Below are 17,732 nucleotides of genomic sequence, written 5' to 3'. Positions count from 1 at the left end.
TTGACAACAATGAACGTAGTTTTTATGTAGATGAAATAGTAAAAGATTTAACTTATTCTGCAAGATAGTATAACATATACATACTCATGTTAATAATTATAAATTTCTTGATGACCAAGGCTATGAAACAGACAAGAATGGTATTAAAATGTTTTCGCCGGCTGATATAGCATATTTCATGGACATAGTGAAAAATGCGAAAGACACTGGACAGCCACTAAACGATGTATATGGAGTAATGGTTTCCAGTCTTGGAAAGCATGTTTAATCTGCACTTATCTGATAATATATTATGAATTCAAATTAGTTGAAATTCAAATTACTTATAGTAAATTCTTAAAATAATATAAAAAAAAGCTCATAATTCTAACATTAATGAATTTAATTTGTATTTTTGGTATTTAAAATAAAAAAATAAAAAAATAAAAAAATGAAAAAAATAGTCTTTTGTATAGTATTACTTTCTTTCAGCTTGACATTTGCACAAAATGGTGGTATGGTTCTTACTAAATCTGATTTTGGAGAAGGGACAACATTCTCTGGAAGAATTAATTCTCAAAAATCTGGTAGATCTTTAACATATGATGAAGTGGTTGGCTCACCATATGAAAATGTTAATTTTTCACTCGCAAAAATTGCGGAAAACTATGAAAAAGTGCCTGTAAGGTATAATGGTTATGCTGATCAAATTGAATTTCAGAGTGATGGCAAAGTTATGGTTCTTCCTAAGGACTCTAAATTTTCCAGAATTGAAATTTTATCTCCTAAACAAACTCTAGTGTACTTGGAAACAGCTGATGAATTAAGCGGTTACTTTTATGGAATTATAGATGATAAAATTGGTTTATATAAGAAAGCTAAAATCAAATTTATTGACGCAATACCTGCTTCAAATACGTATACTAGTGATAAGCCAGCTCTATTCAAAAAATTAGACCCTGTCTTTTATATTAAGGTAGACAATAGATTTATTAAAAATCCTAAAAACCAAAAAGAAATTATCGCACAATTTTCGGATAAAAAAGATGAATTGAATATTTTTTTCAAGGAAAATAAAATCAAATTCGATAATGAAAATGACTTAAAAAAATTGATAGTATTTTTAAATAACAAATAGAAATAATAAAATAGACCGTTATATAAGCGGTCTATTTTATTATATTAAAACTTTTTTAATATCTATTTATAAATTATATTATTACTATTTCACGATAAATATTTGTATAATTGATTTTTTTTAAACAATTTTGCATGATTTTATAAAGAAAATGAATTTTTATTGTAAAATTAATTTTAAAACCTAGAATAAAAATAAGAAATGAAAAAGGTGTATTTTTTGATAATGCTGTTACCAGCATTTTGTTTTTCACAAACTGCTGAGGAAAGAAGAAAAATTGCAGAACAATCTGATAAGTATGGTAATGCAGTACTTTTAGCGGAACTAGAAAAAGATGAAAATGCTAGACTTCTTAGAGTTGAGAACTATTTAAAGCAACATCCAGAAACTAATAAAATTACTAAATTTGGTGTATCTGGAATTAAAGAATTGAAAGACGTTTCAGCTAATGGAGACTTACTGTATGTAAAAACATATAATCAAGGTGCAGCTATCACTGCAAGAGCATCTAGTCTTTATAGCGGAGGAAGCTTAGGGCTAAACATACAGGGGCAAAATATGATTGCAGGTATATGGGATGGTGGCAGTGTTCGAACTACTCATCAAGAGTTTTTACAAGGAATGTTTTCTAAAGTTAATGCTATTGACGGTGCTGCAGTTGCTGATCATGCTACTCATGTTGGTGGAACTATTGTTGCCTCAGGAGTTGTTCCTCAAGTAAGAGGATTAGCTTTTAATGCTGGTCTATCCTCTTATAATTGGACTAATGATATTTCAGAAATGACAACTGAGGCATCGGGAGGAATGGTTGTTTCAAATCATTCATATGGACCAGCTTTATCAAATGATAATCAGATTTGGTTTTTAGGAGCGTACGCATCTGATGCTAGACAAGTAGATGCACTGTGTTTTAACAATCCATTTTATCTTCCTGTATTTGCGGCAGGTAATAATAGAAATGATGTAGATCCACCATATTCAACACAGCAAATGACTAAATTAGGTTATGATATGATTGCTGGAGATGCTATTGCAAAAAATGTAATGACGGTTGCAGCTGTTCAAAATGTGGCAAATTATACAGGACCATCAAGTGTTATAATGTCAAGTTTTAGCAGTTATGGGCCAACAGATGATGGAAGAATTAAGCCGGATATATCAATGAAAGGTGTAAATGTTGTTTCAACTCGAAGTTCATCGGATACTGCTATTGGTTCGGATTCTGGAACGTCTATGGCTGCGCCTGGTGTCACAGGGGTAGTTTTATTGCTACAACAATATTACAATCAGCTCTACTCGAATTATATGAGAGCAGCTACAGTGAAAGGTCTAATATTGCATACAGCAGATGAAGCAGGGATAAATGATGGACCTGACTACGCTTATGGATGGGGGTTAATTAATGCTGAGAATGCTGCAAAAATTATCCGAGATAAAAACTTAAGCTCAAATAGGACTATAATAGAGGAGAATACTCTTTTAAATAATGCAACATATACTAAATCAATTTCTGCAAGTGGTTCCCAATCGCTAAAAGTATCAATTTCTTGGACGGATCCACAATATCAGAATGTAAATGTTTCAGAAATAGACCCAACAACTAAATATCTGGTAAATGATCTAGATCTAAAAATAACTGCTGCTAATGGAACTGTTTATTATCCTTGGAAATTACAAGGTATGTCTAGTCCTTCTAGTGCTGCAACACGTAACTCTACTAATGATGTAGATAATTTTGAGAGGGTAGATATTTCTTTGCCTGCAGGTAATTACACAATATCAGTTACACATAAAGGTTCTTTAAGTGGTGGGTCTCAAAAATTTTCTCTGATTGCAAGTGGAAGTAATATTTCAAATTTGAGTACAAATGAAAATTCATTAAAGAGTGATAAAATTGAAATGTTTCCTAATCCAGCTTCTGATTGGATAAATCTTAGTAATACTAAAGGGGTTGACGCAACTGTAATCATATTGGATGCAAGTGGAAAACTTGTAAAAAAAGAAATTTTACAAAATAGTAGAGTGTCCGTAAGAGAATTAGTTAAGGGGAATTATATACTATTGTATTCAGATAATAAAAACATAGAAAAAAGTTTCAAATTTATTAAACTATAATTTTTTATAGTAAATTAATTACTTAATATAAACACTTTGATGTATTTGTCAAAGTGTTTTCTGTTTATGATCAAATTTAATCTATAATTAATAGGATTGTTAATAATTATAAGATATTCTAACTAAGCGAGTATTAATGTAATTTTGATGATGATTTATTGCGAGGTTTTTAGGTAAATGTCTTTAATATTAAAAAAAACAATTTTAATTTGGTGGTGTTAATATTTTTTAACATATTTGCACCAAATAATATTAAAATTTGTTAATATGAATGTGAAATTTAAGTTACTGAGCACAGGAGTTCTTTTCTTCTTAGGAAGTGCTACCTTATTTGCGCAGGAAAACGGCAACATTAAAAAAGATACTCTTGTAAAGGATATTGAGGAAGTTGTTGTTGTAGGATTAAAGTCTACTACTAAAAAGCAAGCGGTTATATCAACTGCTAAAATTGAGAGTGAGAAGATTAATAACCGTCCAAATGCTAACTTGATGAATATTGCACAAGGTCAATTGGCGGGGGTAAATATCTCAACAGGTACTGGTCAGCCGGGTTCGAAGCCTACTGTTATTATCAGAGGTTTTAGTACAATTAATGGTAATACAGATCCATTATATGTAATTGATGGTTTTCCAACAAATGCTGATAGCTTTAGATCGTTAAACTCTAATGACGTAGAAAGTATGGAAGTACTTAAAGATGCTTCAGCTACAGCTATGTATGGTAACAGAGGAGCGAATGGTGTTATTGTTATTAAAACAAAGGGAGGTGGATTCGGAGCTAAAACTACGTTTAACTATCGTTCTCAGATTGGTGTTTCTACTTTGCAAAATAATAGATATAACATGGCTGATGCAAGGCAGTTGCTGACTCTAGAGAAGAGAGCAAGTGCTGGTAAAGGTGTTACAATGAGCGATGCTGATATTGCGAATTTTAATATTAATACAGATTGGTTAAATTTCTACTTTAATCCATCTTTATTGCAAGGACACGATTTTGCAATTACAACCGGTGGAGCGAATTTAAGCTCATATACAAATGTTGGTTATTTAGAGCAACAAGGTATTCTTTCTACAACTGGTTTGAAAAGATTCTCTTTAAGAACTAACGTAAATGGGAAATCTAATGATGGAAAATTTACTTACAGAGTTGGTGTTTATGCGGGTCTTTCTCGAAATAACCAAGCGTCAAATTTAGGTACTGGTGGAGTGAATCAAAACTTAATTATTGGAGGTTTAAGAGGTGCTCCATATATTTCACCAGATCAATATAGGCCAAATGGAGCTATTTCAGCAAATTTAGTAAATACTCCTTTGTTTTTGATGGATAAGGAAAGAACCTATAAATCAGCTGTTGATGATTTAAGATTGGATTTGACATCGGAAGCAAATTATAAAATTACGGATGAGTTAACTGCAACAATGAGAGCTAATGCTCAATTACTAACGTTGGATGGTAATGCTTATCAAAGACCTGAAGCATGGAACTCAGTTTATTTTAAACAACCAACTCAAACTTGGGTAGGTTTTGAAACAAATACAAACTCTAGACAGTTTAACTTTAATAATGTATATCAATTAGATTATAATAAGAAAATTGGAGAACATACTTTTGATGTTTTGGCAGGTTATGAGTATAATAATTATATGATTAAGAATACCAGCATGACTCAAAATGGATTAAATCCTAAAGTGTGGGTTCCTGGTACAGGAACTGGTTACCCTGCTTTTGTTGCTGGAGATAATTTTAATGTACCTAATGTGAGTGGTGCGCAGTCTAGATTAAACATGTATTCTTATTTTGCAAATTTAGACTATGACTATAATACAACTTATGGATTTGTTGCAAACGTAAGACGTGATGCTACTAGTAGGTTTAGTAAAGATAACAGATGGGGTACATTCTGGTCTGTTGGAGCTAGATGGAATATTAATGAGGAGAACTTTATGGAAAATGTAAATTGGGTAAATATTCTTAAGCTTAGAGGTTCTTACGGTACTGCTGGTAACCAAAGAATTGTTGATGGAACAATTTTTGCTGGTCTTAATCCAAAAGCATATCTGGACTCATATATTACTGGTTCGAACAGTTATGCGGGTACTCAAGCTTTAGGTATTGCTTTAGGATATCCTGATTTACATTGGGAAACAACTAAACAATGGAATGCAGGTTTAGATTTTGAATTATTTAGTAGAAAATTGAGAGGTACTTTTGATGTATATGAGAAAAAAGGAGTGGAAATTTTCTATGCATGGCCACAAAGTTATTTAATTGGAACAGGTGCGGTTAATATGAACTCTCCTATTGACTTAAAAAATAATGGTATTGAAGTTAATCTTGCATATGATGTAATTAGAAATAGCAATCTAAAACTTACATTAAGAGGTAATGGTGCAATGAATAAAGAAAGAGTTTATAATTTACCTAGTGAACCGCTTATTTCAGGAGAAATTCCTCAACAGTATAGTGTAAATGGACAACTTTTTGAAGCACCATATGTATATCACTATTTAGGTGTGAATCAAGCTAACGGTAATCTTTTGTTTGAAGATGCTAACGGAAATCCAACTGAAACTCCTGGTACTGCAGATTTGAAGCCTTTGAAATATGGATTTAATCCAAGGTTCCAAGGTGGTTTTGGCTTCGATCTTGATTACAAAGGTTTGTTTGTAAACACTACATTTACTTATGTAGCTAATGTTTACCGTTATGATTATGATTTGGCATCAGTAATGGATCCTACGAATTTGGGAACTTTTAACGTAAGTGCGGATTTATTAAATGCTTGGACTCCAACAAATACTAATACAAATATTCCTTCTTTAAAAGCAGAAAATCTAAGTTATGATGGTCTATCAGACAGATTTTTAAAAGATGGTTCTTACTTAAGACTTAGAAATGTACAGGTTGGATATAATGTGCCGAAATCATTAATAAGTAATACTTTTATTAATAGTATTTCTATTACATTACAAGCTGAAAATCTTGTAACTTGGTCTAAGTGGAAAGGATTTGATGCAGAGAGTAATATTGGTTCTGATCAAGGAAGATATCCATCTCCCAAAACTTATACACTAGGATTTGATATTAAGTTCTAATTTTTTAAAATTTAACTAATGAAAAAGATATTTTTTATAGCAATAGCAGTTTTTGGATTAACTGCAACTTCATGTAGTGAAGAACTTATGGAAACATATGCACCAGGTGCATTAGTGGAGGAAACAGCAATCCAAACAGCAGATGATTTGCAATTATTTTTAAATAATACATATAATGGCTTAACTAGTAGAAGTCAAGCTGAATTTGTTTCAATTTTTACCGATGAAGTTGGCATTGGTTTTGAAAATGGAGGACAGGGAGTTAATGATGATTATGTATTCTTTCTTAATCCACAATCTGCTGGGCCGGATAATATTTGGGCAGTAAATTATTTTACTATTGCAAGAGCAAATCGTATATTACAGCTTGCTGATAAATTGAAACCAACTACTACTGCTGATATCAATAAGATTAATAAAATTAGAGCTGAAGCTTTAGTTTTAAGAGCATACTGTCATTTGACAATTCAATCTTATTTTACTACGGATATGAAAAATCCTACAGCACTTGCAGGGATTATTTCAAACAAGATTTATGGGATTGATGATAATGACTATCCAAGAAATACAAATGCCGAATTCTATGCATTTATTCATAATGATTTGAATCAAGCAATTACAATTTTTAATGGTTTGCCAGTAACAGCTTTTTCAAGTATCTATGCTAGTAAAACTTTTGCACAAGGTTTAAAGGCAAGAGCTTATACTTATGCTGGAGATTATACTAATGCCGAGACTTGGGCAAATACGGTAATTACTTCTTCTGGATTATCTTTGGCAACATATGCTACTTATCCATCGGTTTTCCTTACTGAAACTAATGCAATTAATGTAGAGGTGATTTTCAAATTGAAAAGAACTAATACGCAAAATGCTCAAGCCAGTAATTTACATAATGCATGGTATAATGGTGCTCCTTCCATAGCTGGTGCTCCTTGGTTTGAAGTTAGTAGAGCATTATTTAATAAATTAAATACTTCTGATACTCGTTATAGAACACTTGTAAATCCTAACTCTGTTATTGATCCGAATTATGCTACTTCTGTAGATGTGAGAAATTCAGATAGATTACTTATCAACAAACATGGTGGTACATTAACGGTTGGAGCTGCACCTTGGGCAGGTACAGGGACAAATGGTAATAACAATGATATCAAAGTTATGAGATTGTCTGAAATGTATCTAATCAGAGCAGAGGCGAGAGTAGCTGCTGCCGACTTAACAGGTGCTGCAACAGCTTTAAAAGTGATTAGAGATTCTCGATACACGACTGCTCAAGCTTTACCAATACTGACCGATGCAACAGCAGCTTGGAAAGCAATTCTTGACGAAAGAAGAATAGAATTTGCTTTTGAAGGATACCGTTTTATTGATATTAAAAGACTTGGTACTTTAGCTAACTCTGGAATTGATAGAAATCCTTCAGATTATCAGTCAGCAACTGCAAATTATCCTGCCGGTAATCCTGTTAATTTACCATTAAACAGCTATAAATGGGCATTGCCTATTCCAAATAGCGAAACTAATGTAAACTCTGCAGTTCAACAAAATCCTGGTTATTAATTTTTATTAAATTTATTATGAAAAAAATTTTAAATTATTTTTTATTGGCTTCTGTTGTTACGCTTTTTGTAGTAAGTTGTAAGCCGGATGATGAACCTTATTTTGAAGGAGAGTCATTATTGCATTTCGATAGAGTTGCTCAAACTGGTGCTGATGGAGTTTATTCAGTTACTTATGGTGTGACTAGTCCCGTTAGTGCAGATCATAATGTGACTGCACAATTTAACCAAGCTAGATCTACGGCCGTTTTAGGTACTGATTTTACAATTGTTGAGAATACAAGTGTATTGAAGAGTGGAAATGTACTAGGCGGATTTAAGATTAATATTACTAAGGCTGCTGCGGTTGCTAAAAAACAGGCTGTATTTACAATTAAATCTTCTACATTAAATAATGCTAGTTTTAAACAAGAGGTTGTTGTACAATTTGCTTGTCAATCTTTATTAGCAGGTACTTATCAGTATTCTACTGTTAACTATTTTACTCCAGAAGGAGGTGGTATTGGAACTACTCCTGTAACAGGATCAGTAACTCTAACAGCTTCAGCAGTTGCTGGTGAGTATTCAATTAGTGATGCAACCTTTGGTGGTTATAATGTATTATATAGTGGAAATCCAGCTTCAGCAACAGGTGTAAGATTAAGAGATCAATGTAATACTTTATCTTTTGCTGGTGCTAACCAATTTGGAGATACTCAAGTAATTAGTAATGTAGTTGTGAATGGAAATAAATTAACATTCAAATGGACTACATCTTATGGGGAATATGGTACTACTACCCTTACAAAAGCTAATGGTAATTGGCCTGCACTAAATTAATATTTAATTATATAATTATAAAAACCCCGTCTCAAGACGGGGTTTTTTATTGCCTTTTATTTCTTATTTTTGCTGTACAAAAAATGTACATGAAATACCTTTTCCTCATCATATTTTTCTTTGCTTCATTTACTAAAGCTCAGGTTATCGTTAATAAAACCGACTCCAATATGTTGGAGAAAAAATTGAAAGATACTTTAATAGTAGATTCGGGAACAAAAGATTCTTTGAAGATTTTTAAACCAACTATTAATGATTATCAGTATCAGACTCAATATTCTGAAAAGAAAATTTTTGATACAGCGATGACATTCAACAAAACTTATATTTTTTCACAATATAATAACAGAGATAATTTTGGAAGAGTACAGTTTGCAAATATTGGTGCAGGATTTAATCCTTTGTCTTATGAAGTAATTGCTGAACAGAATCTTTCCTTATTACCAACAAATAAATCGTATGGTATTTTAGGAGTTAATGACATCAACTATTACGATGTAAAAACACCAACTGCAACATTTATTTATCATACTGCAATGAAAAATGGCGCGGCATTGCAATCTACTTATACACAAAATATTGGTAAAAGATTCAATTTTGCTTTGGATTATATGGGACTTCGTTCTCAAGGATTTTATAGGAATTCTTTGGCGGCAAATAACAACACTTTATTTTCAGGACATTATACTTCAAAGAGCGGTAATTATGAATTGTTTGCTCATTACCTTCATCAGAATGTGAACAATCAGGAAAATGGCGGAATCATAAACGATGATCTTTTCCAATCCGGAGAGAGTGAGTTTCGAAATAGAGATCGAGCTCAGGTGAACTTAACGTCATCCAGCTCACAATATTCTTTTAGAAGATATTATTTGAGTCATCAGTTCACACCGTTTAATGCTGAAAAATTTCCTTTTAGAATCAGACATACGATTTCTAATCAAGGCAACAAATATTATTATAATCAAGACAATTTAGAACCATATTGGTATTCTACACCGGCAGAAATTGTTAATGGGTTTCCTTTAGCCACAAAAAAATATTCAAATAACTTTAGCAATACTTTGAGTTTGGTTTTCGATAACGAGCGTTTCAAGTTAGATGCAGGTTTAAGATATCAAATGTTGAAATTTGGAGTTAATCAGATTACATTGCCGAATCTCGAAATTCCATCCGAACTTAAAGAAAGCAGACTTGGAGCTGTGGGAAATATTCAAATCAAACTTTTTGATAAATTTGAGGTTAATTCATTTTTAGAAATTTCAAAGGGAAGTCAGTTTGGAGATTATTTAAAAACAACAAACAATATCAAATTCGAACCTATCAAAGATTATTTTGTGAATGCAAAAGTAAATTTCCAAAGTGCTTATCCTTCATTTAATTATCTTGCCAATGCGTCGGTTTACAATAATTTCAATTATTTCCTTTCAGAGGCAAAAAATCAGTCGGTTACGGAAATTGGAGGCAGTTTAAATTTGAAATGGTTCAAGACAGAATTATTTGCTAACTATTTCAGAATCGACAACTATACTTATTTTGATGAGGCTGCGATGCCAAGACAAAGCGCAAATTCTCTGAATATTTCTCAAATCGGAGGTGACGCAACATTTAGTTATGGTAAATTCCATTTAAATACAAGATTGCAGTTTCAAAATGCCTTAACTAATAAGGAACTTTTACCAATGCCCTCTTTTATCGGAAGGGCCAATTTATTCTTTCAGTCTAAAGCTTTCAAAAATTCTGCAGAAATTCAGGCTGGTTTAAAAGTATATTACTTCTCAAAATTTGCAACGAGAGAATATTTCCCAATTCTTAACGAATATATTTTACCAAGCTCAGACTCATTCTCAATCGGAGGACAGCCTATTGCCGATCTTTATTTTAATATGAAAGTGAAAAGAATGTTTTTCTTCATTGAAGGTCAACAAATCGGAACGCTCATTTCACACAACAAAGCATACGCATTTCCACATTATCCGGTCTATGATTTTAGGCTAAATATAGGGATTGTATGGTATCTGTTCAACTAAAATTTTATCAGGTTGAAAACAATAAATAAAATAGCCTTCAGCGAAATCGAAAGTATCCCTAAATTAATAAAAGATTTCCTGAATCATGATATTGATGGATTTAAAGCGCAAACTTTTTCGCTAGAAAATTTTGCCAATCAAATTCATTTAAAACAAAACAATTTTACTTCTGAAAAAAGAGAAATTCTTTCTGAAACGATTAAATCTCAACTTTCAGATTTTAAAGTTTCATCGAAGCAGATTGAGAATTTAGAAAATTTAAAACTAAAAAATACATTTACGATTACAACGGGGCATCAGTTGAATCTGTTTTCCGGACCTGTTTTTTTTGTATATAAAATTCTTCAGACCATAAAAACCTGCTCTTATTTAAAGCAGAATTTTCCGGATTTTAATTTTGTTCCGGTTTATTGGATGGCTTCTGAAGATCACGATTTTGCGGAAATTAATCATTTCAAAACGGAAAATAATTATTACGAAATCAATGAAAAGTCAGGGAGTGCAGTTGGGAAAATTCAAATCAGCGATACTTTTTTCATATCTGAATTTGAGAAAGAATTTAAAGATTCTATTTTCGGAACTGAATTGATTTTAATGCTGAAAGAAGCTTATAAAGCAGGAAATACTTTAACGAAAGCGATTCAGACTTTCGTTAACAGATTATTTTCAGATTTTGGTTTGTTGATTTTAGATGGTGATTCTAAAGCTTTAAAAAGTCAAATTAAAGATGTTTTTAGAGATGAAATTGAAAATTTTAGTCTAAATAAAAATTCAAAAGATAAAGTTGATTTTCTGACGGAAAAATACGGTAAAGTTCAGGTAAATCCTCGCGAAATAAACCTTTTCTATCTTTCTGAAACTCGAGACAGAATAGATTTTGAAGGTAAAAAATATAGAATTGTTGACACTAATATTGAGTTTACAAAAGAAGAAATTCTTGACGAACTTGAAAATTTCCCTGAAAAATTTAGTCCAAATGCAGTAATGAGACCTGTTTACCAGGAAACAGTTTTGCCTAATCTTGCTTACATTGGTGGAAATGCCGAAATTATGTATTGGCTTGAACTAAAAGATTATTTTGCTGAATTAAATTTGCCTTTCCCAATATTGATTCCAAGAAATTCAATGTTGTTTTTGAAAGAAAAAACATTAGGTAAAATTGATAAACTGGAGCTAAAAATAGAAGACTTCTTTCAAAACTTTAGTAAAATAACCAATGAAAAGATTTTAGATAATAATGAAATCCTTACTTTGCTTAATGAAAAAGAAAATCTTCTGACGAAACAGTTTTCAGAATTGAAAAATATTGCTGAAACTACAGAACAATCTTTTGGAAATTTAGTAAAAGCGGAAGAAACAAGACAGTTGAAATCTTTCGGAAGAATGAAGAAAAGACTTATTCGGGCTGAAAAAATCAAACAAAGTGAATTGTTGGAGCGTTTGGAGAAGTTATTTTTAGATGTACATCCTTCGAAAACCTGGCAGGAAAGAATTTACAATTTCTCGGTCTTTTTTGCAGATTTTGGATTTTCTTGGATAGAATTTTGTTTGGAAGAAATGGTGGTTGATGATTCAAAACTAATAATTGTTGCCATTTAATTTTAAAGAAGTATTTTTGTAAATTATAATATCGAAAATGATTAAGAGGTTTTTTATACTATCTGGTTTGTGTATGTTTTTGAGTTTAACGGCTCAGAAGACACACACTGTTGTAAAAGGTGACACTCCTTATAATATTTCTAAGAAATACGGAATTTCTGTAGATGAATTGTTGAAGTTGAATCCTAAAGTTAAAGACGGAAAACTTACATTAGGAGATGTTGTTAATGTAAAATCGGGAGGTGGCGTAAATACCGCTTCAAAAACTCCTGCTACAAATACATCTGCTAAAACCGGAAAAATTATTCTTCAGCCTAAACAAACGGTTTACGGTATTACAAAACAATACAGAATCTCTGAAACTGATTTGAGAAAACTAAATCCTGATTTGGATTCTCACTTAAAAATTGGTGATGAAATAACTTTACCATTTGACAGCATCAAAAAATATGGTGGAAATCAAGTTGTAACAACTACAGTTACAAAACCGGTTGAAACTGTTGCAGAAATGACTTCTACAAATAGTAATAAAACTAAAATAGATTCTGGAAACGAAAGGTCTTCTTCCAGTTCTCATTCTAATCAGGATGAATACGCAACGTATGTTGTGGAGCAAGGAGATACTGTTTTTTCAATTGTTAATAAATTCGGAATTTCGATTGATGAGTTAGTTGCTTTAAACCCTGATTTATCAAAAGGATTGAAAGGTGGAATGATTTTAAAAATCAGAAAGCTTGACGCAGCATATATCAAAAAAAATGGCGATGCTTTAAGTGTTGTTTTGATGCTTCCTTTCGGATATAGCACAAACGAAACTCAATATCGTGCGATGGCAACAGATTTTCTTACGGGAGCTAAATTAGCCATCGAAAGAAACGCTTTGGGCGGACAAAAATTAGATATAAAAATTGTTGATTCTGGTAATGAAGCTTCATTTAAGAGCTCTTTATCTCAAATAAATCCTAACAATACCGATTTAATTATCGGTCCTTTCTTTAAATCAAACGTAATTGATCTTTTAGATTTTACTAAAACTCAGAAAATTCCTGTGGTTGCGCCATTTGCAAACTCTCCGGAATTATACAACTACAGCAATTTAATTATTGTTGAAACCAATGAACATACTTATGCAGATAAAATTGCAGAAGAAGTAAAATCGGTTTATTCTGATCAGAAAATTTATATCCTTGCAGACGCTAAAAAAGAAAATGCAAACTATCTGAAGTCCAGCCTTGAGAAAAATGTAAAAAATGCTCAGATTACGATTGTAAATTCGGCTTCAGACATTCAGCTGGATCAAAATATGATGACAGGACAATCTGCTCCGGTTATTGCAATTTTGGCAAGTGATAATGATGCAGTAGGTGAAGCTTTTTCTAATAAAGTGATTGCTTTATCAAAAGAAGTTCAAGGCGTAAAAGCGTTCAGTATGTACGCTGCTCCAAGTTTTGATAAGAAAGTTGATGAGTTGAGCCAGGCAAGTCTGGTTTACTTAATGGACAGAAAAATCAATGCTGACGGAAATTTTGAAAAAGAAATTTTAGCTGCTTACAAAGCTAAGTATTGCAAAACTCCCGGAAAATATGCGGTAATTGGTTTTGATGTTGTGAACGATATGTTGACAAGAGAAAACAAAAAAGGAGAAATCTTTAAGCAAATCAATAAAGTGCAGACTCAGTTGGCTACTAAATTTGAATTTGTAAAATCTAAAGCAAACGGAGCTTATGTGAATACTGGTTTCCGTGTGATCAGATTGGTTCCGTAATTTTAGGAACTTTATAATTAAACTATATTTGTATTAATTTTTAAATAAATAAATGAAAGCACTTGTATTTCCTGGGCAGGGATCACAGTTTGTAGGTATGGGAAAAGAATTATACGATTCCCGTAAAGACATTAAAGATTTGATGGAATCTGCCAATGAAATTTTAGGTTTTGACATTCTATCCATTATGTTTAGTGGTGCAGATGAAGATCTTAAGAAAACGGAGGTTACTCAACCTTCAATATTTATACATTCTGTTGCTGCTTTGAAAGCAGTAAACGGTCTTGGAGCTGAAATGGTTGCAGGACATTCTTTAGGAGAATTTTCAGCATTGGTTGCAAACGGAGTTTTATCTTTTGATGATGGTTTGAAACTGGTTTCTGAAAGAGCAAAAGCTATGCAGGCTGCTTGTGATGCAAATCCTAGTTCTATGGCTGCAATTTTAGGATTGGATGATGCTAAAGTGGAAGAAATCTGCGCATCAATCAGCGGAATTGTAGTTCCTGCAAATTACAACTGTCCCGGGCAATTGGTAATTTCAGGAGAAACTGTTGCTGTAGAAGAAGCATGTGCAAAATTAAAAGAAGCCGGAGCAAAAAGAGCATTGTTATTACCGGTAAACGGAGCTTTCCATTCACCTTTAATGCAGCCTGCACAAGAAAGACTGGCTGCTGCAATTGAAAATACGAAGTTTAGAAAAGCAACAATTCCTGTTTATCAGAATATTACCACCACTTCGGTTACAGATCCTGATCAAATTAAAGCAAATCTAATTGCTCAATTAACAGGTCCTGTAAAATGGACGCAGTCTGTACAAAATATGATTAAAGATGGTGCAACTCACTTTGTAGAAGTGGGTCCTGGAAAAACACTTCAAGGTTTAATCAAGAAAATTGATGGCGAAGTAACTTCTGCTTCTGCAATCTAAATTATAATAAAATGGGCGAAATTTATTCACCGGGAAAGCTGATGCTTACTTCAGAATATTTCGCTGTAGACGGAGCTCTTGTCTTAGCTGTACCCACAAAGCTAGGACAGGAGTTTTTTTTTGAAGAAAAGTCAGACGGAAAATCAATTGTTTTCTGGGAAGCTTGTCATCAGAATAAATTATGGTTAAAAGCTGTCATCGATTATAAAAATTGGCAGGTTTTAGAGACCAATATTACTACAAGCGCAGAGTTTATTCTTAAAACTCTCAAAAACGTTCAGGGTCTTTCTGAAACAAAATTTAAAAAAACAGATACATACCATTTAAAAACCAACCTTCAGTTTCCTGCCGATTACGGTTTGGGAAGCAGTTCTACTTTGATGAATAATTTGGCGGAATGGTCTCAAATTAATCCTTTTCATTTAAATTCAATAAGTTTGGGCGGAAGTGGATATGATATTGCCGTTGCTCATGCTAAATCTGCAGTGTTATTCCAAAACAAACCTGAAATTCATTTTGAAAAGGTAAATTTTAATCCGAAATTTAAGAATGAACTGATTTTCATTCACTTAAATCAAAAGCAAAACAGCCGGGAAGGAATCAATCTTTATAAGTCTAAAATAAAGTCTCAAAAATTAGTTGACGAATTTTCTAATCTCACAAGAAATATTTTATTGTGTGATGAATTAGATAAATTTTCTGATTTAATTATGCTACATGAACAACGAATTTCAGATTTTATTGAAATTCCTACAGTTAAATCAATTTATTTTGCAGATTGTGCAAAATTTGTCAAAAGTTTAGGCGCTTGGGGCGGAGATTTTGTAATGAGTGCAAAATTTGATGGCTTTGAAGACTATTTTTGGGGCAAAGGTTTTACCACTATTTACGAATGGGATGATTTAATATATTGTTAATCAATTAGTTAAAAGGTCTATTTTTTATTTGTCATTTTCACTTATATGTTTATATTTATCGAAGTTTAACAATTAGTTAATATTACTGCTGTTAAACCAACAAAAAGAAACAGAAAATATAAGTAAAATGAAAAACGCTAAAATCGTCCAAGATTTACAAAAATTAGGGATTAAAGGAGATTACGAATTAATTTATAATCCTTCTTACGAAGAATTATATCAAGCGGAAATGTCACCTGAAAATCAGGGTTTTGAGAAAGCTGAATTAACAGAATCTGGTGCAGTATCTGTAAAAACAGGAATTTTCACAGGTCGCTCACCTAAAGACAGGTATATTGTAGAGGATGATGTTACAAAAAATACTATTTTCTGGGATGGTAAGGTAAATTTACCTACAACACCCGAAATTTTCGAATCTTGTAAAGATTTAGTTTTAAATCAACTTTCTGATGCCAAAAAAATCTACGTTGTCGATACATTTTGCGGTACCAATGATGATACAAGACTTAAAGTAAGATTTATCGTAGAAGTTGCGTGGCAAGCGCACTTCGTTACAAATATGTTCATTCGTCCCTCTCATTTCGATTTAGAAAACTATGGAGAGCCGGATTTCACAGTAATTAATGGTTCAAAAACTACAAATCCAAACTGGGAAGAGCAGGAATTAAATTCTGAAAACTTCGTGATGTTCAACCTTACTGAAAAACTTCAGATTATCGGCGGAACTTGGTACGGTGGAGAAATGAAAAAAGGAATGTTTGCGATGATGAATTATTACCTTCCATTAAAAGGAATGGCATCAATGCACTGTTCTGCAAACGTTGGTGAAGATGGAGATGTAGCGTTATTCTTCGGACTTTCGGGAACAGGAAAAACTACTTTGTCAGCAGATCCTAAAAGATATTTAATTGGTGACGACGAGCACGGGTGGGATAACAACGGAGTTTTCAATTATGAAGGCGGTTGTTATGCTAAAGTAATCGATTTGTCAGCAGAAAAAGAGCCGGATATTTTCAGAGCAATTAAGAGAGATGCACTTCTTGAAAACGTTGTAGTAAATGAGGGAATTGCTGATTATACAGACGGATCTATCACAGAAAACACGAGAGTTTCTTACCCTATTTATCATATTAACAAAATCGTTTTGCCTTCTAAAGCAGGTCACGCAAGTAAGATTGTTTATCTTTCTGCGGATGCTTTCGGAGTTTTGCCTCCGGTTTCAATTTTAGATGAAGATCAGGCTCAATATCACTTCCTTTGCGGTTACACTTCTAAATTAGCAGGAACTGAAAGAGGAATTACAGAACCTGAACCGTCTTTCTCTCCGGCATTTGGAGAAGCATTCTTAACATTACATCCAACTATGTATTCTAAGACATTGATTGGTAAAATGAAAGAGCACGGTGCTAAAGCTTACTTGGTAAACACAGGTTGGAACGGAACCGGAAAAAGAATTTCTTTAAAAGACACAAGAGCAATCATTGATTCTATCATTGACGGATCAATTGAAAATGCTGAGAAAACTACGATTCCAGTGATGAATCTTGAAATTCCAACTTCGTTACCAAATGTTTCTGAAGGAATTTTAGACCCAAGAAATACTTACAGTGACGTTGCAGAATGGGAAGAGAAAGCAAAAGATCTTGCTGCAAAATATATCAAAAACTTCGAGCAGTACTGCGGTAATGACGAAGCCAAAAAGCTGATTGCTTCTGGTCCTCAGTTACAGGAACAGACCATTTAGAAATAGTGAAGAGCCTCGTCGATTGATGAGGCTTTTTTAT

Annotated in this window: 11 protein-coding genes; all 11 read left to right on the top strand. The window is 32.6% G+C overall.

The window, feature by feature from the left end; genetic code table 11:
• The first annotated feature begins 430 nt into the window (after positions 1 to 430).
• The 11 genes from OEA66_RS07505 (at position 431) to pckA (ending at position 17,692) form a co-directional block, all read left to right on the top strand.
• Positions 431 to 1,117, top strand: coding sequence for a hypothetical protein (locus OEA66_RS07505; RefSeq protein ID WP_267280778.1), 687 nt, complete (start codon positions 431 to 433; stop codon positions 1,115 to 1,117).
• 201 nt (positions 1,118 to 1,318) lie between these two features.
• Positions 1,319 to 3,232: a S8 family serine peptidase gene (locus OEA66_RS07500; protein ID WP_267280777.1), complete on the top strand. Its 1,914-nt coding sequence runs from the start codon at positions 1,319 to 1,321 to the stop codon at positions 3,230 to 3,232.
• 267 nt (positions 3,233 to 3,499) lie between these two features.
• Positions 3,500 to 6,328 carry a SusC/RagA family TonB-linked outer membrane protein gene (locus tag OEA66_RS07495; RefSeq protein WP_267280776.1) on the top strand — a complete coding sequence of 943 codons (2,829 nt, stop codon included), beginning with the start codon at positions 3,500 to 3,502 and terminating at the stop codon, positions 6,326 to 6,328.
• A gap of 18 nt (positions 6,329 to 6,346) precedes the next feature.
• Positions 6,347 to 7,891: a RagB/SusD family nutrient uptake outer membrane protein gene (locus OEA66_RS07490; protein WP_267280775.1), complete on the top strand. Its 1,545-nt coding sequence runs from the start codon at positions 6,347 to 6,349 to the stop codon at positions 7,889 to 7,891.
• A 17-nt stretch (positions 7,892 to 7,908) separates the two neighbouring features.
• A complete protein-coding gene (locus tag OEA66_RS07485; protein ID WP_267280774.1) occupies positions 7,909 to 8,709 on the top strand; it encodes a hypothetical protein in 801 nt (266 codons plus the stop codon).
• Between the two features lie 89 nt (positions 8,710 to 8,798).
• Entirely contained in the window at positions 8,799 to 10,739 is a 1,941-nt protein-coding gene (locus OEA66_RS07480) for a putative porin (RefSeq protein ID WP_267280773.1), read from the top strand.
• A 12-nt stretch (positions 10,740 to 10,751) separates the two neighbouring features.
• Positions 10,752 to 12,338 carry a bacillithiol biosynthesis cysteine-adding enzyme BshC gene (gene bshC, locus OEA66_RS07475; protein WP_267280772.1) on the top strand — a complete coding sequence of 529 codons (1,587 nt, stop codon included), beginning with the start codon at positions 10,752 to 10,754 and terminating at the stop codon, positions 12,336 to 12,338.
• Positions 12,339 to 12,375: 37 nt separating this feature from the next.
• The gene (locus OEA66_RS07470) at positions 12,376 to 14,103 is read left to right on the top strand and encodes a LysM peptidoglycan-binding domain-containing protein (protein ID WP_267280771.1); all 1,728 of its coding nucleotides are present in this window, start codon (positions 12,376 to 12,378) and stop codon (positions 14,101 to 14,103) included.
• Between the two features lie 52 nt (positions 14,104 to 14,155).
• Positions 14,156 to 15,031: an ACP S-malonyltransferase gene (gene fabD, locus OEA66_RS07465; RefSeq protein ID WP_267266549.1), complete on the top strand. Its 876-nt coding sequence runs from the start codon at positions 14,156 to 14,158 to the stop codon at positions 15,029 to 15,031.
• Positions 15,032 to 15,042: 11 nt separating this feature from the next.
• Entirely contained in the window at positions 15,043 to 15,948 is a 906-nt protein-coding gene (locus OEA66_RS07460) for a GYDIA family GHMP kinase (RefSeq protein WP_267280770.1), read from the top strand.
• Between the two features lie 127 nt (positions 15,949 to 16,075).
• Positions 16,076 to 17,692, top strand: a complete 1,617-nt coding sequence (gene pckA, locus OEA66_RS07455) for a phosphoenolpyruvate carboxykinase (ATP) (RefSeq protein ID WP_267280769.1) — start codon at positions 16,076 to 16,078, stop codon at positions 17,690 to 17,692.
• Positions 17,693 to 17,732: the final 40 nt, after the last annotated feature.

The sequence above is a fragment of the Chryseobacterium luquanense genome (genome assembly GCF_026460945.1).
GTDB lineage: Bacteria > Bacteroidota > Bacteroidia > Flavobacteriales > Weeksellaceae > Chryseobacterium > Chryseobacterium luquanense.
This window is presented reverse-complemented; position numbering and strand designations above follow the sequence as displayed.